This window comes from Pseudoxanthomonas jiangsuensis, assembly GCF_010093185.1.
Classification (GTDB): Bacteria; Pseudomonadota; Gammaproteobacteria; order Xanthomonadales; family Xanthomonadaceae; genus Pseudoxanthomonas; species Pseudoxanthomonas jiangsuensis.
Genome location: NZ_PDWL01000002.1, coordinates 123,632 through 143,133, shown reverse-complemented (window position 1 = coordinate 143,133; position 19,502 = coordinate 123,632). Strand labels below are relative to the sequence as shown.

Below are 19,502 nucleotides of genomic sequence, written 5' to 3'. Positions count from 1 at the left end.
ACGGGAGCCTCACTTCAGTTTCAGCAGCCGGGCCACGTCCGAGCGCAGCCCGGCCGGATCGGCCTGCGGCGCGTAGCGCAGGATCACGAAGCCGTTGGGATCGACCACGTACAGCGGGATGCCGGCCGGATCGGCCGAACGCGGCAGGGCCGCACGCAGCGCCGGATCGTCGAGCAGCAGGCGCACTTCCGGCAGCCTGGCCGCCGCGTCCGGGGCCGGGCCCAGCCACAGCACCTCGACCTGGTCGGCGTTGTGGCCGAACAGCTGCCAGACCTTGTCCAGCTGGGCCAGCAGCTGCGGGCAGCGCGCATCGCAGCCGGCGGCCGGCGCCACCGCCACGATACGCCACACCCGCGCCTCCGGGTTCCAGGCGTAGGCGCCGCCGCTGGCCAGCCGCGGCGACACGGCCCGCAGGTCGACCGGCGGCTGCAAAAGTTCGCCGTGGTTCTTCAGCCCAGCCGGCATCCAGCCGCTGAAGCGCAGCACGCCGGCGCCGAAGGCCGAACCGAAGAACAGGACGAACAGGGCGATCAGCATCAGGCGCCCGCGTGTGCGGGCGGCGTCGGAGGCGGGAGCGGTCATGGCCGCGATTTTCGCATGCCCGGCTGCCGCACGCGCTCAACTCCGCCGACGTCGCGCGCGCCAGCTCAGCAGGGCGGCGATCGCCAGCACCGCGATGGCCAGCGCGAACCACTGCACGGCATAGCCGAGGTGGCGCTCGGGCGGCAGGGTGTTGGGCAGCAGCTCCAGGTCGCGGGCGTAGCCCAGCGGCAGGGCCGGATCCAGGCGCATGATCCGCGGCGCCAGGGCGGGCAGGCCGAGCGCCTGGGCCACCACCGCCGGGTCCAGCGCGACCAGCAGCAGGTCGCCGTCGGCCTGCAGCTGCACGGTCGGCGCGGCCAGGCCGGGCGAAGGCGGCGGCAACAGCAGGCCCGACACCGGAAGCGGGCGATCCGCGGCGGCGGCGATGTCCGGTACGGGTACCTGCGGCAGCCGGCGGTCGCCGGGCAAGGGCAGCCAGCCCAGCTCGACCAGCACAGGCATGCCGCCGTCCTCCGGCTGGAGCACCCGGTAGGCGCGCACGCCCGGGCGCGAGTCGCGGTTCTGGTTGTCAAGCAGCACCGCCGGCAAAGGCGCGAAGCGGCCACGGCCAGCGGCCCAGTCCAAGTCGCGCGCGCGCGCCGGATCGGCGGCCAGCGCCAGCGGCTGCGCCCGGCGTTCGGCCAGCACCCGGGCCGAGGCGTCGAGCAGGGCCTGCTTGGCGTGCATCCGCTGCAGCTGCCAGCTGCCCAGGCCCGCGCACAGCGCGGCCACGATCAGGGCCAGCGACCAGCCGGCCCACCAGGGCAGGCGCCGCCCGCTCACCGGCCAGCCCCGCGCACCCGGACGGTGCCTGCCTGCGATAATGCGCCGCGCATCCCCGCGCGCAACGAGCCCGAACCCGTGAACGATTCGCTCAAGACCCTGATCGTGGTCGCGTTCCTGCTGGTCATCGTCTGGAACCTCGGCTCGGCCCTGTACTACCTGCTGGTCGACCGCGGCCAGAGCAAGCGTACCGTCAATGCGCTCACCCGCCGCATCGGCCTGTCGGTGGCGCTGATCCTGCTGGTCATCCTCGGCATCTGGAGCGGGGTGATCCAGCCGCATGGGGTCGGCCGCTAGGGCCCGACCTTCCTGCGTGAGCCGACAAGCCGGCTCCCGCAAAAAGCGCGGGCGCCGCGAGGGCGCCCGTGCCTGGAGAACCGGGGACCGTCCGTTACAGCACGTACACGAACAGGAACAGCCCCAGCCAGACCACGTCCACGAAGTGCCAGTACCAGGCGGCCGCTTCGAAGCCGAAGTGGTGGTCCTTGGTGAAGTGGCCCTTCAGCGCGCGGAACCACATCACCAGCAGCATGATCGTGCCCAGCGCCACGTGCGCACCGTGGAAGCCGGTGAGCATGAAGAAGGTCGAGCCGTAGATGCCCGAACCCAGGGTCAGGTTCAACTCGCTGTAGGCGTGGATGTACTCCTCGGCCTGCAGGAACAGGAAGGTGATGCCCAGGACCACGGTCAGGCCCAGCCAGAACAGCAGGGCGCGGCGCTGGCCGGCCTTGAGGGCGTGGTGGGCGATGGTCAGGGTCACGCCCGAGGTCAGCAGGATCAGGGTGTTGACCAGCGGCAGGCCCCAGGCCGGGATGGTCTGGAAGTGGCCGCCGACCTGGCCCGGGCCGGCGCTCGGCCAGGCCGCGCTGTAGCCGTCCCACAAAAGGGCGTTGGTCATCACCCCGTCGCCCTCGCCGCCCAGCCACGGCAGGGCGTACTGGCGGGTGTAGAACAGCGCGCCGAAGAAGGCGCCGAAGAACATCACCTCGGAGAAGATGAACCACACCATCCCCATCCGGAACGAGACGTCGACCTGGCGGTTGTAGTGGCCGCCCTGCGATTCGCGGATGACCTCGCCGAACCAGTAGAACAGGGTGGCGATCATCATCGCCATGCCGGTGAAGAACGCCACCTTGCCCCACGACACGTCGTTGAGCCAGCTGGCCACGCCCATCATCATCACGAACATCGACACCGATGCGAAGATCGGCGCCTTGCTCCGGGCCGGGACGAAGTAGACGTTGGCGTCGGTCGGGTGTTGGGCCATGGCTTGGAGTTCCGTTGCTCTGGTCAGGGCGCCGCGTGCGGCGTGCTGGAGGCCCTGGCCGCGCCCAGCTGCGCGGTCATGGCGTCGTTCTTGAAGAAGGTATACGACAGGGTGATGGTCTTCACGTCGGCCGGCAGGTCCGGATCGACGATGAAGCGCACCGGCATGTCGCGCTGCTCGCCCGCCTGCAGGGTCTGGGCGGTGAAGCAGAAGCACTCGGTCTTGGTGAAGTAGCCCGAAGCGCGCGCCGGCGCCACCGAGGGCACGGCACTGCCGACGATGGCGCGGTCGCCGTCGTTGCGGGCGAAGTACAGGGCCTCGTTGAGCTCGCCGGGCACCACTTCCATGGTCAGCTGCTCGGGCTGGAACGCCCAGGGCAGCTTGGAGTTCACCCCGCCGTCGAACTGCACGGTCACGGTGCGGGCCTTGCGCGCATCGGCCGCGCTGGCCGCCGTGCCGGCACGAGCCTGGCCGGTGCCGCCTTCCAGGCGGATGCCGAACACCTTCTCGCAGGCGATCCGGTACAGCGGCACCAGCGAGAAGGTGAAGGCGAACGCGGCCAGGGCCACGCCCGCCAGCTTCAGCCAGCCGGCACCACGCCGGCGCGCGGGATCGTGCTTTTCCGGAGCCGGCGCGCTCATGCGTTCAGCACCCCGGACAGGATGAAGGCCACGTAGATCGCCAGGGCGATCGCGCCGACCACCCACACGGTACGCAGCACGCCCCTGCGGCGCTGTGCGGTGTCCTGGTTGTGGCTGGGTGCGGTCACGCTGCCTTCCTGTTGAACCCCCGCACATGGATGTGCGGGCTTTTGCGAGGGACTCGCCTCAATGACTGATATCGCCGTGCGCCAGGTCGCCGTCCTTGATCACCGGCGGCACGGTGAAGGTGTGGTGCGGCGCCGGCGAGGGAATGGTCCACTCCAGGCCCTTGGCGCTTTCCCAGGCGCGCGCCTCGGCCTTGGCGCCCTTGCGCAGCGAGTACAGCAGGATCGCGGCCATCATGAACGGGGTGGCGAACATGCCAAACGCGCCGATCGAGCTGACCAGGTTCCAGTCGGCGAACACCACGTTGTAGTCCGGGATGCGGCGCGGCATGCCGGCCAGGCCGAGGAAGTGCTGCGGGAAGAACAGCAGGTTGACGAACACCATGGTCCACCAGAAGTGGAACTTGGCCCAGAACTCGTTGTACATCCGCCCGGTGAACTTCGGCCACCAGTAGTACACCGCGCCGATCAGGGCGAACACCGCGCCGGTCACCAGCACGTAGTGGAAGTGGGCGACCACGAAGTAGGTGTCGTGGTACTGGAAGTCGGCCGGGACGATCGCCAGCATCAGGCCGGAGAAGCCACCGATGGTGAACAGGATCACGAAGGCCACCGACCACAGCATCGGCGCCTCGAAGGACAGCGAGCCCTTCCACATCGTGCTGACCCAGTTGAACACCTTCACCCCGGTGGGCACCGAGATCAGCATGGTGGCGAACATGAAGTAGATCTCGCCGCCCAAAGGCATGCCCACGGTGAACATGTGGTGGGCCCAGACGATGAACGACAGGAACGCGATCGCCGCGGTCGCATAGACCATCGCCTGGTAGCCGAACAGCGGCTTGCGGCTGAAGGTCGGGATGATCTCGCTGACCACGCCGAAGGCGGGCAGGATCATGATGTAGACCTCGGGATGGCCGAAGAACCAGAAGATGTGCTGGTACATCACCGGGTCGCCGCCGCCGGCGGCGTTGAAGAAGCTGGTCCCGAAGAACTTGTCGGTCAGCAGCATGGTCACCGCGCCGGCCAGCACCGGCATCACCGCGATCAGCAGGAACGCGGTGATCAGCCAGGTCCAGCAGAAGATCGGCATCTTCAGCAGGTCGATGCCCGGGGCGCGCATGTTGAGGATGGTCGCGATGATGTTGATCGCGCCCATGATCGAGCTGATGCCGGCCACGTGGATGGCGAAGATGGTGAAGGCCACGTTGTAGCCGCCCTGCAGCGACAGCGGCGGGTACAGGGTCCAGCCGCCGGCCGGGGCGCCGCCGGGCAGGAACAGCGACAGCAGAAGCATCGAGAAGGCCACCGGCAAGAGCCAGAACGACCAGTTGTTCATGCGCGGCAGGGCCATGTCCGGCGCACCGATCTGCAGGGGCACCATCCAGTTGGCCAGGCCGACGAAGGCCGGCATCACGCCGCCGAAGATCATCACCAGCGCATGCACGGTGGTCATCTGGTTGAAGAACTCGGGGCTGACGAACTGCAGGCCCGGGGTCGCCAGCTCGGCACGGATGATCACGCTCATCGCCGCGCCGACGATGAACATCACGAAGGAGAACAGCAGGTACAGCGTGCCGATGTCCTTGTGGTTGGTCGAGAAGAACCAGCGCTCGACGAAGCCCTGCTTGTGCTCGTGGTGGTCGTCGTGGTGCTCGGCGGCGGAATGGGCCATGGCGTTGCTACCTCTGGAATGCGGGTGCGTGGCGGCCGCGGGCGGCCGTTGCGTATGCGGCGTGTCAGCCGGCCTGGTCGGCCGGGGCCTGCGGCGCGGTCTCGGCCGGCGCCGCTGCGGGCGCGGCAGCCGGGGCCTCGCCCGCGGGGGCGGCGGCATCGGCCGGGGCGGCGTCCTGCGCCGGCGCGGCGGCCGCGGCCGGCTTCTTCGAGGCCAGCCAGCGGGCGTAGTCCTCCTTGGAGACCGCCTCGACCACGATCGGCATGAAGCCGTGGTCCTTGCCGCACAGCTCGGCGCACTGGCCGCGGTACACGCCGGGGGTCTTGATCTCGGTCCAGGCCTCGTTGATCAGGCCCGGGATCGCGTCCTGCTTCCAGCCCAGCGCCGGCACCCACCAGGCGTGGATGACGTCGTCGGCGGTGATGACGAAGCGGATCTTGGTGTCCACCGGCAGGACCAGGCGGTTGTCCACGTCCAGCAGGTAATGCGGGTTCTTCTCGAAGTCCGGCCGCTCGCCGCTCTGGCGGATGCGGTCGGACTCGCGGTCCAGGCGGCTGGTGAAGGCCACGCCCTCGCCCAGGTACTCGTACTTCCACATCCACTGGTAGCCGGTGACCTTGACGGTCATGGCCGAGTCGCGGGTGTCGTACATGGCGATCAGCTTGGCCGTGGCCGGCCAGGCCATGGCGATCAGCAGTACCACCGGGATCACCGTCCAGATGATCTCGGCGGTGGTGTTGTGGCTGAACTGGGCCGCGACCGCGCCCTTGGACTTGCGGAACCTGAACATGGCCCAGCCCATCGCGCCGAACACGATGATGCCGATCGCCACGCAGATCCACAGCGCCACCATGTGCGCGTCGTAGGCGTGCTGCGAAGAGGCGGTGACGCCGCGCCCCATGTTCAGCTGCCAGCGGTGCGGATCCGCCGACTGGGCCCAGGCCAGCGCCGGGGCCGCCACCAGCGCGCCCGCCGCCATCCACCGCTTGAACCATCCCTTCGCTTGCATCATTGCCTAGACCCTAGTTGCGTCATCGGTTGCGGCCGCTTGCGGCCGCCAGGAATTCCTTCAGGCATCGCGCCAGCTGCGAGCGTTCGGCCGGGCCCAGGAACGCGCCCACCTCCACCCCCCTGCCGCTGGACGACAGCGTGATCCTTCCGCCGCCATCCTGCACCTGCATCCTCACCCAATACGGGTGGGCGCTGAAAACGACCACGGCCCCCCGCCGGATTTCCACCGCCGAAGGGCCGATGGCGATCTCCTCGCCATGTTCCCCGCTGCACCACAACCGGCGCAGCGCCAGCGCCAGCCCGGCGCTGTGCAGCAGGGCGAAGGCCGGCGCGAAGACGTTGCCGGCTAGCCAGCCGAGCCCGGCCACCAGCCACATCGCCCCCGCCAGCGCGGCGAACAGCGCCCTGAACTGGGAGGCCGTCAGGGCCCGCGGCGGGCGCAGCCTGAGCTGCGCGCCTGCCTGTCCGGAACCCCGCGGCATCACCTCGATCACGTCGCCAACCGCCGCCCACAGCTGCGGAAAACCGTCAGATGGTAAGCGTTCAGCACATCCAGCGGCAACCGGCATTGATCCTGGACAAGGCGCCGGCAACCGCGCCGGGCTTGCCGCAGCGCCGCATCCCGCCCGCCGCGGATGATCCCCCTAGAATGGCCTCCCGCGCCGCCCCGCCCTCCGGACCCGACGTGAAGCCAGCCCCCCTGACCGTGGACGCCGCCGAGGTCGAGGCTCTGTTCGACTCGATCCCGGACGTGCTGTTCTTCATCAAGGACCGCGAGGGCCGCTACACCCACGTCAACGCCACCATGCTGCGCCGGCTGGGGCTGCGCTCGCGCCGGGAGATCATCGGCCGGCGCGCGATCGAGCTGTACCCGGGCGGCCTGGGGGTCACCTACGGCCTGCAGGACCAGCAGGTGCTGGACGGGGCGGTGATCGACAACCTGCTGGAACTGCAGCTGTTCCCGGACCAGGAGCCGGGCTGGTGCCTGACCTGCAAGCGGCCGCTGCTGGTGGACGGCCAGGTGGCCGGGCTGGTCGGCATCTCCCGCGACCTGGCCAGCCGCGAAGGCCTGGAGGCCGACTACGCCTCCCTGCGCGAGGCCCTGGTGCACATGAACCGGCACTACGCCGACAACATCCGCATCCAGGACCTGCTGGCGATCACCGGCTTCTCCGAGTCCAAGCTCGAACGCACCTTCCAGAAGGTGTTCCAGCTGGCGCCCCTGCAGCTGCTGAGCCGGATCCGGATCCAGGCGGCGATGCACCGGCTGCACGGCCCGGGCAGCATCGCCGGGATCGCCCAGGCCTGCGGCTTCAGCGACCAGAGCGCCTTCACCCGCCGCTTCGTGGCCCTGGTCGGGATGACCCCGGGCGAGTACCGGCGGCTGCGTACGGCCTGAGCCGCGGCGCCGCCCGCGTTTGTGCCGGCGCACGCGGCAACGCCGCCGGAATCGTTCAAGCCGCCGCCCCGGAGCGGACGCGATGATGGCGCCGCCCGGAACTCCCCTCCGCGGCACCGCCCGCCACGGCCGTGCGCTCCCGCGCGGCCGTGGTGGCATTCCGGTCCTTCCTTCGGCCAGCCCATGACCACTGCCCCGCTTCCCGACGCCCGGCCCGAAGCCGGCGACGCCGCCCCCATCCCGGTCCTCGCCCCGCCGGCCGCACCCTCGCCCCTGCGCGCGGCGATCACCGCCGCCTGGCTGCGCGACGAGGCCGAGCACGTGCGCGAACTGCTGCTGCAGGCGCGCCAGGAACCCCTGGCCCAGGGCGAGATCGACGCCCTCGCCGCCGACCTGGTCCGGCGGGTGCGCACCCGCGCCCAGGACCAGGGCGCGATCGAGGCCTTCATGCGCCAGTACGACCTCGGCAGCGAGGAAGGCGTGCTGCTGATGTGCGTGGCCGAGGCCCTGCTGCGGATCCCCGACCAGGAGACCGCCGACAAGCTGATCCGCGACAAGCTCGGCGACGCCGACTGGGAGAAGCACCTGGGCCAGAGCGAGTCGGTCCTGGTCAACGCCTCGACCTGGGGGCTGATGCTCACTGGCCGGCTGGTCAACCTCAACGACCTCACCCGCCACGACGTGCCCGGCGCGTTCAAGAGGCTGGTGGGCCGGGTCGGCGAACCGGTGGTGCGCCTGGCCGTGCGCCAGGCGATGCGGATCATGGGCCACCAGTTCGTCATGGGCCGGACCATCGGCGAGGCCCTGGCGCGCTCGAAGAAGGGCGGCAACGCCGACTACCGCTACTCGTTCGACATGCTCGGCGAGGGCGCGCTGACGATGAAGGACGCGCAGCGCTACCTGCAGGCCTACCGCGACGCGATCCACGCGATCGGGCGCAGCGGCAGCTACGTGGGTACGGATCCCGCTCTGAACGACGTCTTCGCCGCGCCCAGCATCTCGATCAAGCTCTCGGCGCTGTTCCCGCGCTACGAGCACGCCAAGCGCGAGCGGGTGATGGCCGAGCTGGCGCCGGCGGTGCTGGAACTGGCGCAGCTGGCGAAGTCCTACGGCATCGGCTACACCGTGGATGCCGAGGAAAGCGACCGCCTGGAACTGTCGCTGGACATCATCGAGGCCACCTTCGCCGATCCCTCGCTGGACGGCTGGGAGGGCTACGGCCTGGCGGTGCAGGCCTACCAGAAGCGCGCGCCGTACGTGATCGACTTCCTCGCCGACCTGGCCCGCCGGGTCGGCCGCCGGATCCCGGTGCGCCTGGTCAAGGGCGCGTACTGGGACGCGGAGATCAAGCGCGCCCAGGTCGAGGGCCTGCCGGGCTACCCGGTGTTCACCCGCAAGCAGAATACCGACGTGTCCTACCTGGCCACGGCCAGGCGCATGTTCGGCCACAGCGATGCGATCTACCCGATGTTCGCCACCCACAACGCGCAGACCATCGCCGCGATCCGCGCGATCGCCAACGGCCGCGCCTACGAGCACCAGAAGCTGCACGGCATGGGCGACGACCTCTACGCCGAGGTGGTGCCGGCCGACCGCCTCGGCGTGCCCTGCCGGGTGTACGCCCCGGTGGGCAGCCACGAGGACCTTTTGCCGTACCTGGTCCGGCGCCTGCTCGAGAACGGCGCCAACTCCAGCTTCGTCAACCGCATCACCGACGAGGAGGTGCCGGTGGCCGAGCTGGTCCAGGACCCGGTGGCCGCGGTCTCCGGCTTCGATTCCATTCCTCATCCGCGCATCCCGCCGCCGCGCGACCTCTTCATCCAGCAAGGCTTCGACAGGAACAACTCCATGGGCGCCAACCTCGCCGACGACAACGCACTGCAGGCCCTGGCCGCACGCCTGAACGAGCACGCCGGCCCCTGGCGCGCCGCGCCGCTGGTGCCGGGCGCCGCGCCCGCCGCCGGCGAACCGGTGACCGTGCGCAGTCCGGCCGACCGCCGCCAGGCGATCGGCCAGTGGCAGCCGGCCGACGCGGCCACCGTCGACAAGGCGCTGGCCAATGCCGTGGCCGCGCAGCCGGGTTGGGACCGCACCCCGGCCGCCAGCCGCGCCGCGATCCTGGAGCACGCCGCCGACCTGCTCGAGCAGCGCATGCCGCAGTTCATGGCCCTGTGCGTGCGCGAGGCCGGCAAGACCCTGCCCGATGCGGTCGCCGAGGTCCGCGAGGCGGTCGACTTCCTGCGCTACTACGCCGCCCAGGCGCGCGCCCAGTTCGGCACGCCCGAGCGCCTGCCCGGGCCGACCGGTGAGTCCAACGAACTGCGCCTGCAGGGCCGCGGCGCGTTCGTGTGCATCAGCCCGTGGAACTTCCCGCTGGCGATCTTCCTCGGCCAGGTCGCCGCGGCCCTGGCCGCCGGCAACAGCGTGCTGGCCAAGCCGGCCGAGCAGACCAGCCTGGTCGGCCACGCGGCGGTGAAGCTGCTGCACGAGGCCGGCGTGCCCGAGGCGGTCCTGCAGTACCTGCCCGGCGACGGCGCCACGGTCGGCGCGGCCCTGACCGGCGACGCGCGCGTGGCCGGCGTGGCCTTCACCGGCTCGACCGAAACCGCGCGCGCGATCAACCGTGCCCTGGCCGCGCGCGAGGACGCCGGCATCGCTGTGCTGATCGCCGAGACCGGCGGCCAGAACGCGCTGATCGCCGACTCCTCGGCGCTGCCCGAGCAGCTGGTCAAGGACGCGATCGGTTCGGCCTTCACCTCCGCCGGCCAGCGCTGCTCGGCCGCGCGGGTGCTGTTCGTGCAGGCCGACATCGCCGACAAGGTGGTGGACATGCTCGCCGGGGCGATGGCCGAGCTGAAGGTCGGCGACCCGGGCCTGCTGGCCACCGACGTCGGCCCGGTGATCGACGCCGACGCCCTGGAGACGCTCAAGGCCCACGCCCAGCGCATGGACCGCGAGGCCACCCACATCGCCACCGTGCCGATCGACTCGGACCTGGCCCTGGGCACCTTCTTCGCCCCGCGCGCCTGCGAGCTGCAGTCGCTGTCGCAGCTGCACAGGGAAGTGTTCGGCCCGGTCCTGCACGTGATCCGCTGGAAGGCCGACCAGCTCGACGCGGTGATCGAGCAGGTCAACGCCACCGGCTACGGCCTGACCCTCGGCATCCATTCGCGGATCGACGAGACCGTCGACCGGATCGTCTCGCGGGTCAAGGTCGGCAACATCTACGTCAACCGCAACCAGATCGGCGCGGTGGTGGGCGTGCAGCCGTTCGGCGGCCAGGGCCTGTCCGGCACCGGCCCCAAGGCCGGCGGCCCGCACTACCTGGCCCGCTTCGCCACCGAGAAGACGGTGACGGTCAACACCACCGCCGCCGGCGGCAACGCCTCGCTGCTGACCCTGGGCGACTGACCGGGGTTCCCCGGCGCCTGCGGTCGTGGACGCAAGGGACGCCTCGGCGTCCCTTTCCGTTTCTCACGCCTTCTTACGGGTGCCGGGCACAGTACGGTCCCGGACGCGGATGGACGCTTGCCTGCGCGCCCGTGCTGGGCGAGGCTTGCGGCGATCACGGGGAGCGGACGCCGCGGAGGCTGGCGCGGTCGTGGGCTGGCGGCGGAACCGAGGCGCATGACCACCGATTTCTACAACCTGCTGCTGACCGACTGCGCCCTGGCCCTGATCCTGCTCGGCCTGTTCTGGTACGTCTCGCGGGTGTCGCGCGGCGTGCCCGGGATCGCGTCCTGGGGCGTGGGCCACTTCCTCTACTCGCTGGGCGCGGCGATGCTCGACGGCACCGCGCTGGAGCTGGAGCGCGCCGGCGCGCACGGCGCCTCGCCGGTGGTCGCGGCGATCGGCGGGATCCTGGCCTGCGGCGGCCTGGCGGTGATCGCCGGGGCGATGGTGATGTTCGCCGGGCAGCGCGCCCTGCGCGGCGGCGAACGCCTGGCGCTGGCCGGCGTGGTCCTGCTCTCGCCGCTGGCCTGGCTGGCCGGCGACGCCATCGATGGCCAGGGCGCGGCGATGAGCGCGGCCGAACTGGCGATGCTGGCGACCGTGCTGGTCCAGCTGTGGCGCCTGGACGCGCCGCCGGCGCGGGTGCCGGCGCGGCTGATGATGCTCGGCGCGGTGGTGCTGGCCTTCCTCTACGGCCGCGACCTGCTGGACGCCTTCACCGGGCAGTACACCTCCAACCAGGCCTGGGTGAACGTCGACCTGTCGACCTGGTACCTGTTCAACTTCTGCATGCTGATGCTGACCAGCTTCCGCGCCGCCGAGGCGCTGCGGCAGACGGCGATGCTCGACCCGCTGACCGGCACCCTCAACCGCCGCGGCCTGTTCGCGCGCCTGGACCCGGAGCTGGAGCGGCTGACCCGCGATGCGCAGCTGGCGGTGATCGCGCTGGACCTGGACTACTTCAAGCGGGTCAACGACCGCCACGGCCACGAGATCGGCGACCTGGTGCTGCAGGAGCTCAGCGACACGGTCCGCGACTGCGTGCGCGAGGACGACGTGTTCGCGCGCGTGGGCGGCGAGGAATTCCTGGTGGTGGTCACCGGGCCGGACGCGGCCGGCGCGCCGCTGCTGGCCGAGCGCATCCGCAAGGCGGTGGCGGAGATGCGGCTGGACCCGCCGGCGCCGGCGGTACGGGTCACCGTCAGCGCCGGGGTCTGCCTGTCGGCGCGCCCGATGCCGCTGTCGATGCTGATGCGCGGCGCCGACGAGGCGCTGTACGCGGCCAAGCGCGGCGGCCGTGATTGTGTGGTGGCCAATACGCTGTAGGAGCCGGACTTGCCGGCGACCGTGGCGGCGGACGGGTCGTTGGCATCCGGGTGCTCGCAGACGTATCCGCCATGGCGGTCGCCGGCGCTTCTCCACGGACGAATGTCCGGTCTCCCGGCTCCTACAGGGCGACCAGCCGCACCCGCGCGAAGTTGCGCTTGCCCACCTGCAGCACGCCCTCGAAGCCGGGGGCGAAGGTGGCGCCCGGATCCTCGACCACCTCGCCGGCCACCTTCACCGCCCGCTCCTTGAGCTTGCGGTTGGCCTCGGAGTTGGACGGGGTGATGCCGGCGGCGGTCAGCAGCGCGGCGATGCGGATGCCCTCGGCCGGCACCGCCACGTCCTGCAACGGCAGCGAGGAGGTGTCGCCCTGCCCGGTCACCACCGCGTGCCAGCCGGCGATCGCCTGCTCGGCCGCGACCGCGTCGTGGAAACGGGTGGCCAGCTCGCGCGCCAGGCGCAGCTTGACCTCGCGCGGGTTGAGCGCGCCGGAAGCCACTTCGGCCTTCAGCCGCTCGGCCTCTGCCACCGGGATCTCGAAGCTGAGCAGGTCGATCCAGCGCCAGGTCAGCTCGTCGCCGATCTTCATCGTCTTGGTCACGATGTCGATCGCCGGCTCGGCGATGCCGATGTAGTTGCCCAGCGACTTGCTCATCTTGTTGACCCCGTCCAGGCCTTCCAGCAAGGGCATGGTCAGCACGATCTGCGGCGCCTGGCCGTGGTGCTCCTGCAGGCCGCGGCCCATCAGCAGGTTGAACTTCTGGTCGGTGCCTCCCAGCTCCACGTCCGCCTGCAGGGCCACCGAGTCGTAGCCCTGGACCAGCGGGTAGAGGAACTCGTGGATCGCGATCGACTGCTGGGCCGCGTAGCGCTTGGCGAAGTCGTCGCGCTCGAGCATGCGCGCCACCGTGTGCTGGCCGGCCAGGCGGATCATGTCGGCGGCCGACATCTTGCCGAACCATTCGCTGTTGAACCGCACCTCGGTGCGCTCGCGGTCGAGGACCTTGAACACCTGCTCGGCGTAGGTCTCGGCGTTGGCCAGCACGTCCTCGCGCGAGAGCGGCTTGCGGGTGACGTTCTTGCCCGAGGGGTCGCCGATCATCCCGGTGAAGTCGCCGATCAGGAAGATCACCTGGTGTCCCAGCTCCTGGAACTGGCGCATCTTGTTCAGCAGCACCGTATGCCCCAGGTGCAGGTCCGGCGCGGTCGGGTCGAAGCCGGCCTTGACCCGCAGCGGCCGGCCCAGCTTGAGCCGCGCCTCCAGCTCGTCGCGCTTGAGGATCTCGTCGGCGCCGCGGCCGATCAGGGCAAGGGATTGTTCGACGGACGACACGGACGGCTCCCACGGTTCTGGCAACGACAAACTTGAACCAAATGTTACGTGCGGGTTAACCGGAAAGCCAGCCAAAAATTCAGCTTCTTCAATGGTTTGACGCACAGATTTCAGGTGTCTATGTTACCCGCGCTGGGCCGCATTCCGGGGCCTACGTGAAGGAAGCCGCTCCATGCCCCTGTCCGAACACGGCCCCGTCCGCAAGCAGCAGTTCCACGACCGCCTCGGCATCCTCCACGACACCCTCCTCCACCGCACCCTCCGGCAGCGCTTCCCGGCGGCGTTCAACACCCGCTGGACCCGCCGGCACTGGGTCCACGCCAGCCTGTTCGCGACCCTGGGCGCGCTGCTGGCCACCATCGTCCCCGGTTTCTCCTCGCAGCTGCAGCCGGCCTCGCAGCTGCACGCCACCCTGCCGCTGAGCCTGCCGCCGCTGACCGTGCGCGCCCCGGCCGCCGGCCAGGGCCACCAGTGGGACGTGGTCCAGGTCGAATCCGGGCAGACCCTGGGCGGGGTGTTCGAGTCCATGGGCGTGTCCAGCCAGACCATGCACCAGATCCTGGAGCAGCCCGGCAACCGCGAGGCGCTGACCCGGCTGCGCCCCGGCGCCGAGCTGGCCTTCGCCCTGGGCGAGGACGGCGCCCTGCAGGGCTTCCGCTTCGACCGCACCCCGAGCCAGCGGGTCGAACTGAGCCTGGTCGGCGGCAAGATCCACGAGAAGGTGCTCGAGCGCGCCACCACCACCCGGGTGGCGGTGACCAGCGCCGAGATCGACTCCTCGCTGTACGCCGCCGGGCGTCGCGCCGGCCTGAGCCCGGCCTCGATCGCGGTGATGACCGACGACATCTTCAAGTACGACATCGACTTCAAGGACGTGCAGCCGGGCGACCGCTTCAGCGCCGTGGTCGAGGAGACCTGGCGCGAGGGCGAGCGGATCGGCGGTGGCCGGATCCTGGCGGCGACCTTCACCACCGGCGGCAAGACCTACACCGGCTTCCGCTTCGAGCGCGACGGCAAGACCGAGTACTTCACCCAGGACGGGCGGCCGCTGAAGAAGAGCTTCATCCGCATGCCGATCCCCTACGCGCGGCTGTCGTCCACCTTCGGCGCGCGCCGGCACCCGGTGCTGGGCAAGATGCGCATGCACAAGGGCGTGGACTACGCCGCCGGCACCGGCACCCCGATCATGGCCGCCGGCGACGCCAAGGTGCAGTTCGTCGGACAGCAGCGCGGCTACGGCAACGTGGTGATCCTCGACCACGGCCGCGGCCACACCACCCTGTACGCGCACATGTCGCGCTTCGGCAAGATCAAGCGCGGCCAGCAGGTGGCGCAGGGCTCGGTGATCGGCTACGTCGGCTCCACCGGCCTGGCCACCGGCCCGCACCTGCACTACGAATTCCGGGTCAACGGCGTGCACCGCAACCCGCTGTCGGTGACCATGCCGCCGCCGGCCCCGCTGGCCGGCGCCGAACTGGCCGCCTTCCGCGCCCAGGCCGCCCCGGCCCTGGCCCGGATCGAGTCGATGGAGCGGCTGATGTACGCCTCGGCCGAGCCGGCGAAGGGCAAGGCCAAGCGCGGCTGAGGAGGCGCGTAAGCGGCAGGGCCGGCGCCTACAATGCCGGCATGTCGCAGCTCTTCATTGGCCTGATCTCCGGCACCAGCGCCGACGGCATCGATGCCGCGCTGGTGGAATTCCCCGATCCCGACAACGCCGCCGGCCTGCAGCTGCGCGCGGCGCGGGTGCAGCCCTGGGCGCCGGTCTTGCGCGAGCGCCTGGTCGCGCTCGGCCAGGGCGGCGAGCTGCGCTCGCTGGACGAACTGGGCCGGCTGGACGTGCAGGTCGCCCAGGCCTTCGCCGACGCGGCGCTGGCCTTGCTGGAGGACGCCGGGATCGCGCCGTCCGCGGTGACTGCGATCGGCTCGCACGGCCAGACCCTGCGCCACCGCCCGCACGGCGATGCGCCGTTCACCCTGCAGGTCGGCGACGGCAGCGTGATCGCCGAGCGCACCGGCATCGCCACCGTCTGCGATTTCCGCCGCCGCGACGTGGCCGCCGGCGGGCATGGCGCGCCGTTGGTGCCCGCCTTCCACGCCGCCCTGCTGCATTCGGACGACGAAGACCGGGCCGTGCTCAACCTCGGCGGGATCGGCAACTACACCCTGCTGCCGCGGCAGGGCGCGGTGCGCGGCTTCGACACCGGCCCGGCAAACGCCTTGCTCGATGCCTGGTGCCTGCGCCATACCGGGCAGGCGTTCGATGCCGATGGCGCGTTCGCCGCCTCGGGGCGGGTCGACGAGGCCTTGCTCGCGCGCCTGCTCGACGAGGCCTGGTTCGCGCTGCCGCCGCCGAAGAGCACGGGCCGCGAGCAGTTCCGCCTGGAGTGGGTGCAGGCGCAGCTGCACGGTGGCGAGTCGCCCGCCGACGTCCAGGCCACCCTGCTGGAACTGAGCGCGGCCACCTGCGCCGACGCCCTGCGCGCGCACCAGCCCGGTACCGCGCGGGTGATCGCGTGCGGCGGCGGCGTACGAAACCCGCGGCTGATCGAACGCATCGCCGCGCGCCTGCCGGGCGTGGCGGTGGAGTCCACCGCGGTCCATGGCCTGGATCCGGACTACGTCGAGGCCATGGCCTTCGCCTGGCTGGCGCGCGAGACCCTGGCCGGCCGGCCCGGCAACCTGCCGGCGGTCACCGGCGCACGCGGGCCGCGGGTGCTAGGCGTGGTGCATCCCGCCTGACCCGCAGCCGTCGTCCCGGCGTTCGCCGGGACGACGTGGGGACTACAGCGCGCTGCCGCCGAACTTGTGGGTGTACTGCAGGTTGACCTGGCGCCCGACCGAGTCGAACCAGGACACGTCGTAGTACGGGTAGGCGGTGTAGGTCGGGTCGTACGGCGGCTTCTCGTTGGTCAGGTTGACCACCGCCAGCGACAGCCGCGAATGGTCGTCGAAGCGGTACTGCACCGAGGCGTTGTAGCGCCAGGTCGCCGCGATCCACGGACCCGGATCGCCCTCCTCCCACACCTGGTCGTACGACCAGCCGTTCGGCAGCCGGCCCAGGCGCTGGCCGTAGACCGTGGCCGACCACGCCGACTTCTCCCAGCCCAGGCTGATCCCGGTCTTGGTCCGCGGGATGTCGAAGCCGCTGTTGATCGCGAACTGGTCCTCCACCGGGTCGCCATCGAACTGCTGGAAGTCGTGCGACTCCACCCAGGTGTGGTTGAGCGAGGCGGTGAAACGGCCGATCCCGGTGTCGAAGCGGTAGCGCGCGGTGGCGTCGATGCCGCGGGTGGTCTCGCGGGCCACGTTCACCGGGTTGACGTAGATCCCGTACAGGGTGTCGTTGGAGCTGCGGGTCACCCGCGCCAGGGCATCGACGCAGGTCGGCGAGGCGATGTCCAGCTCGCCCAGGCGGCAGGCCGCCTCGTCGCGCAGGATCGCGTCCACGCTCATGTCCTGGACCTGGTCGCGCATGTCGATGTCGAACCAGTCGGCCGACAGGTCCAGCCCTTCCAGCGGCGACCAGACGAAGCCGGCGGTCCACGAGGTGCTGGTCTCCGGCTCCAGGTCGCGGTTGCCGGCGCGGGTGCGGATCAGGCCTTCCTCGTAGTCGGAGCAGTCGTCGGCCTCGTCCAGCAGGCAGTAGTAGTAGTCGTTGCCCGAGGTCTCGTCGTTGCCGATGCCGGCGTAGACGTAGTGCAGGTCCGGGGCGCGGAACGCGGTGCCGTAGGAGCCGCGCACCAGCAGGCTGTCGACCGGCCGCCACTCCAGGCCCGCGCTCCAGGTCGCCTTGCCGATGCTGTTGCCCGAATATCGATACTGGTCGTAGCGACCTGCCACGCTCAGGTTCAGGGTGTCGTGCAGCGGCATGCGCAGCTCGCCGGCCGCGGCCCAGCGGTTGCGGCTGCCGTGGCCGTCGGAGTCCTTCCAGCTGTAGTAGTGGTACTGGGTGGCGAGCGGGTCGGGATTGAGTTCGTAGGACTGGTGGCCGAGTTCGACCGTGGCGGCGAAGCCGGCCGCGCCGCCGGGCAGGGCGAACAGTTCGGACTGGGCCACGGTCAGCGCCAGCGTTCCGGTCTCCGACTGCGGGTGGTAGACCGAGCGCGCGGCGATGCCGTCGTACTCGGCCCGGGTCAGCGGCGTGTACAGCCGCGCCGGGTCGGCGTCGAAGATCGGGAAACCATCGTCGTCCTCGCCCAGCTGCTCGCCCAGGAACAGCGCGTTGGCGCGCGCGGCCACGATCTGCGGCCAGCTGATTTCGGCCTTGTACTGCGACCAGCTCAGCGAGGCCTCGTAGTCCCAGTCGGCGGCGAAGCTGCCCTTGAAGCCGGTGGTCAGGCCCAGGGTCTTCTGGGTGGTCTCGATCATGTTGCGGTTCAGCCCGCCGATCTCCTCCGGCGAGAACTGCCGCTGCCAGTACTCGACCTGGTCGGTGGCCTGGTTGAAGAAATAGCCCTCCTCGTTGCCGTCGGGCGCCATGTAGCTCCACGCGGTCACGTCGCGGAACAGCTCCACGGTGTGGTAGCCGGCCTGGAGGTCGGCGAACCACTCGCTGCCGTTGTCGAACAGGTAGCTCAGCGAGGCGTAGGCATTGGCGCCGCGGCGCTCGCTGAGGATGGTGCCGTAGCCGATCGAGGTGTCGCTGCCGCAGTAGTAGCCGTAGCGCGGGCGGTAGGCATGGTAGGTGCTGCCGCCGTTCTGCCCGGACAGCCCGGCGCAGGTGTCCTCGCCCGGGTCGATGTAGTCGTCCCACCAGTCGGTGCGCAGGTAAGCACGCCGGGCGATCCGCGAGCCCTCGGTGGGGCCGTCCCGGGTCGAGTCCTGGATATCGCGCTCGTACGCCCACAGCGGCGTCTGCGACTGCAGGTCCAGGCTGTACACGCCGCTGAAGCGGCCGCGCTCGAAGCCGCTGACCAGGCTGGCGTCGAAGGATTCGCCGCCGCCCTCGGTGGTGGTGCCCATGCGCACGTCGACGGTCACCCCATCGGCGCGCTTCTTGAGGATGAAGTTGACCACGCCGGAGATCGCGTCCGAGCCGTAGATCGCGGAAGCGCTGCCGGTCAGCACCTCGATCCGCTCGATCATCCCGATCGGGATGCTGGACACGTCGGTGAAATTGCTGCGGCCCTTGAACGGCATCGGGAAGTCGGCGATGCGGCGGCCGTTGACCAATACCAGGGTGTGGTTGGGGCCGAGGCCGCGCAGGTCCACCTGCTGCGCGCCGGGGGAGAAGTCCGCGCCGCTGGCCGACTGCTGGCTCTGGGTCTCGCCGCCGTTCTGGGTCATCGCCCGCAGCACGTCGGGCACCGAGGTGAAGCCCTGGGCCTGGATCTGCTCGGCGGTGATCACAGTGATCGGCGCCGGGCCCTCGACCTGCGCGCGCGGGATGCGCGAGCCGGTGACCTGGACCGCGTCGATCTCGGTGACCGGTTCGGCCGCGGCGCTGCCGCCGGACGCGGCCGGGACCGCGCGCGGCGCGGGCGCCGGCGGTGTGGCCCCGGCCTGTCGCACCACCAGCACCGCGCCGGTGGCCGGGTCGCGGCGGGTGGTGAAGCCGCTGCCGCGCAGCAGTTGTTCCAGCGCCTGCTCGGCCGAGGCCGCGCCCTGGACCCCGCCGGTACGCCGGCCCTTCAGCTCGTCGGCGCGGTAGACCAGCTGGGTGCCGGACTGCCGGGCCAGGGTGTTGAGCGCAGTGGCCAGGTCGCCGGCGGGCACGTCGATGCGCGCGGGCGCGGTTTGCGCCTGCGCCGCCAGCGCGGTGCTACAGGCCAGGCTCAACAGCAGGACACGCAATGGATGGCGCATGGATTCTTCCCCCGGCGGTGCACGCAGCGGCACCTTCAATGGAGCACGACGAACGGGCGGGCCGTTCCCCCCATGCCGACGATGCCGGACAACGTGATGTCG

16 protein-coding genes are annotated in these 19,502 nt (G+C 70.8%); 6 read left to right on the top strand and 10 right to left on the bottom strand.

What is annotated here, in order from left to right; genetic code table 11:
* Window positions 1–9: 9 nt before the first annotated feature.
* On the bottom strand, window positions 10–582 hold the full coding sequence (locus CSC62_RS02060; protein WP_162404505.1) for a hypothetical protein: 573 nt from the start codon (window positions 580–582) through the stop codon (window positions 10–12).
* 36 nt (window positions 583–618) lie between these two features.
* Window positions 619–1,365, bottom strand: a complete 747-nt coding sequence (locus CSC62_RS02055) for an SURF1 family protein (protein ID WP_246194115.1) — start codon at window positions 1,363–1,365, stop codon at window positions 619–621.
* A gap of 78 nt (window positions 1,366–1,443) precedes the next feature.
* Here CSC62_RS02055 and CSC62_RS02050 point away from each other — a divergent pair, with 78 nt between their 5' ends.
* Window positions 1,444–1,662, top strand: a complete 219-nt coding sequence (locus tag CSC62_RS02050) for a twin transmembrane helix small protein (protein WP_162404504.1) — start codon at window positions 1,444–1,446, stop codon at window positions 1,660–1,662.
* Between the two features lie 94 nt (window positions 1,663–1,756).
* On the opposite strand, the gene CSC62_RS02045 is transcribed toward CSC62_RS02050, so the two are convergent.
* From CSC62_RS02045 to CSC62_RS02025, 6 genes are all read right to left on the bottom strand, one after another.
* Window positions 1,757–2,632, bottom strand: coding sequence for a cytochrome c oxidase subunit 3 (locus CSC62_RS02045; RefSeq protein WP_162404503.1), 876 nt, complete (start codon window positions 2,630–2,632; stop codon window positions 1,757–1,759).
* Between the two features lie 23 nt (window positions 2,633–2,655).
* Entirely contained in the window at window positions 2,656–3,273 is a 618-nt protein-coding gene (locus CSC62_RS02040; protein ID WP_162404502.1) for a cytochrome c oxidase assembly protein, read from the bottom strand.
* Window positions 3,270–3,401 (bottom strand): hypothetical protein, encoded by a 132-nt coding sequence (locus CSC62_RS18145; protein ID WP_281353273.1) that lies wholly within the window; start codon window positions 3,399–3,401, stop codon window positions 3,270–3,272. The genes CSC62_RS02040 and CSC62_RS18145 overlap by 4 nt, the downstream gene beginning before the upstream one ends.
* A gap of 58 nt (window positions 3,402–3,459) precedes the next feature.
* Window positions 3,460–5,073: a cytochrome c oxidase subunit I gene (ctaD, locus tag CSC62_RS02035; RefSeq protein ID WP_162404501.1), complete on the bottom strand. Its 1,614-nt coding sequence runs from the start codon at window positions 5,071–5,073 to the stop codon at window positions 3,460–3,462.
* 64 nt (window positions 5,074–5,137) lie between these two features.
* Window positions 5,138–6,085 (bottom strand): cytochrome c oxidase subunit II, encoded by a 948-nt coding sequence (coxB, locus tag CSC62_RS02030; protein ID WP_162404500.1) that lies wholly within the window; start codon window positions 6,083–6,085, stop codon window positions 5,138–5,140.
* 19 nt (window positions 6,086–6,104) lie between these two features.
* A complete protein-coding gene (locus CSC62_RS02025) occupies window positions 6,105–6,578 on the bottom strand; it encodes a DUF2244 domain-containing protein (RefSeq protein ID WP_162404499.1) in 474 nt (157 codons plus the stop codon).
* A 191-nt stretch (window positions 6,579–6,769) separates the two neighbouring features.
* Between CSC62_RS02025 and CSC62_RS02020 the strand changes: the two genes are divergently transcribed.
* From CSC62_RS02020 to CSC62_RS02010, 3 genes are all read left to right on the top strand, one after another.
* The gene (locus CSC62_RS02020) at window positions 6,770–7,483 is read left to right on the top strand and encodes an AraC family transcriptional regulator (RefSeq protein WP_246194113.1); all 714 of its coding nucleotides are present in this window, start codon (window positions 6,770–6,772) and stop codon (window positions 7,481–7,483) included.
* A gap of 183 nt (window positions 7,484–7,666) precedes the next feature.
* Window positions 7,667–10,894, top strand: coding sequence for a bifunctional proline dehydrogenase/L-glutamate gamma-semialdehyde dehydrogenase PutA (putA, locus tag CSC62_RS02015; protein ID WP_162404497.1), 3,228 nt, complete (start codon window positions 7,667–7,669; stop codon window positions 10,892–10,894).
* 216 nt (window positions 10,895–11,110) lie between these two features.
* The gene (locus tag CSC62_RS02010) at window positions 11,111–12,262 is read left to right on the top strand and encodes a GGDEF domain-containing protein (RefSeq protein ID WP_162404496.1); all 1,152 of its coding nucleotides are present in this window, start codon (window positions 11,111–11,113) and stop codon (window positions 12,260–12,262) included.
* A gap of 121 nt (window positions 12,263–12,383) precedes the next feature.
* On the opposite strand, the gene tyrS is transcribed toward CSC62_RS02010, so the two are convergent.
* Window positions 12,384–13,595, bottom strand: coding sequence for a tyrosine--tRNA ligase (tyrS, locus tag CSC62_RS02005; protein WP_162404495.1), 1,212 nt, complete (start codon window positions 13,593–13,595; stop codon window positions 12,384–12,386).
* Window positions 13,596–13,767: 172 nt separating this feature from the next.
* Here tyrS and CSC62_RS02000 point away from each other — a divergent pair, with 172 nt between their 5' ends.
* Together CSC62_RS02000 and CSC62_RS01995 are read left to right on the top strand one after the other, a co-directional pair.
* Complete coding sequence (locus tag CSC62_RS02000; protein ID WP_162404494.1) at window positions 13,768–15,180, top strand: M23 family metallopeptidase; 1,413 nt, start codon at window positions 13,768–13,770, stop codon at window positions 15,178–15,180.
* Window positions 15,181–15,221: 41 nt separating this feature from the next.
* Complete coding sequence (locus tag CSC62_RS01995) at window positions 15,222–16,334, top strand: anhydro-N-acetylmuramic acid kinase (RefSeq protein WP_162404493.1); 1,113 nt, start codon at window positions 15,222–15,224, stop codon at window positions 16,332–16,334.
* Window positions 16,335–16,376: 42 nt separating this feature from the next.
* Here the strand turns inward: CSC62_RS01995 and CSC62_RS01990 are convergent, their stop codons facing one another.
* Entirely contained in the window at window positions 16,377–19,400 is a 3,024-nt protein-coding gene (locus tag CSC62_RS01990; RefSeq protein ID WP_162404492.1) for a TonB-dependent receptor, read from the bottom strand.
* Window positions 19,401–19,502: the final 102 nt, after the last annotated feature.

Excerpts from the sequence above, each read along its gene's own strand:
- CSC62_RS02060 (WP_162404505.1), bottom strand. The coding sequence starts at position 582 with ATGACCGCTCCCGCCTCCGACGCCGCCCGCACACGCGGGCGCCTGATG.
- CSC62_RS02045 (WP_162404503.1), bottom strand. The coding sequence starts at position 2,632 with ATGGCCCAACACCCGACCGACGCCAACGTCTACTTCGTCCCGGCCCGG.
- CSC62_RS01990 (WP_162404492.1), bottom strand. The coding sequence starts at position 19,400 with ATGCGCCATCCATTGCGTGTCCTGCTGTTGAGCCTGGCCTGTAGCACC.
- ctaD (WP_162404501.1), bottom strand. The coding sequence starts at position 5,073 with ATGGCCCATTCCGCCGCCGAGCACCACGACGACCACCACGAGCACAAG.
- CSC62_RS02040 (WP_162404502.1), bottom strand. The coding sequence starts at position 3,273 with ATGAGCGCGCCGGCTCCGGAAAAGCACGATCCCGCGCGCCGGCGTGGT.
- CSC62_RS02000 (WP_162404494.1), top strand. The coding sequence starts at position 13,768 with ATGCCCCTGTCCGAACACGGCCCCGTCCGCAAGCAGCAGTTCCACGAC.
- CSC62_RS01995 (WP_162404493.1), top strand. The coding sequence starts at position 15,222 with ATGTCGCAGCTCTTCATTGGCCTGATCTCCGGCACCAGCGCCGACGGC.
- coxB (WP_162404500.1), bottom strand. The coding sequence starts at position 6,085 with ATGATGCAAGCGAAGGGATGGTTCAAGCGGTGGATGGCGGCGGGCGCG.
- putA (WP_162404497.1), top strand. The coding sequence starts at position 7,667 with ATGACCACTGCCCCGCTTCCCGACGCCCGGCCCGAAGCCGGCGACGCC.
- CSC62_RS02010 (WP_162404496.1), top strand. The coding sequence starts at position 11,111 with ATGACCACCGATTTCTACAACCTGCTGCTGACCGACTGCGCCCTGGCC.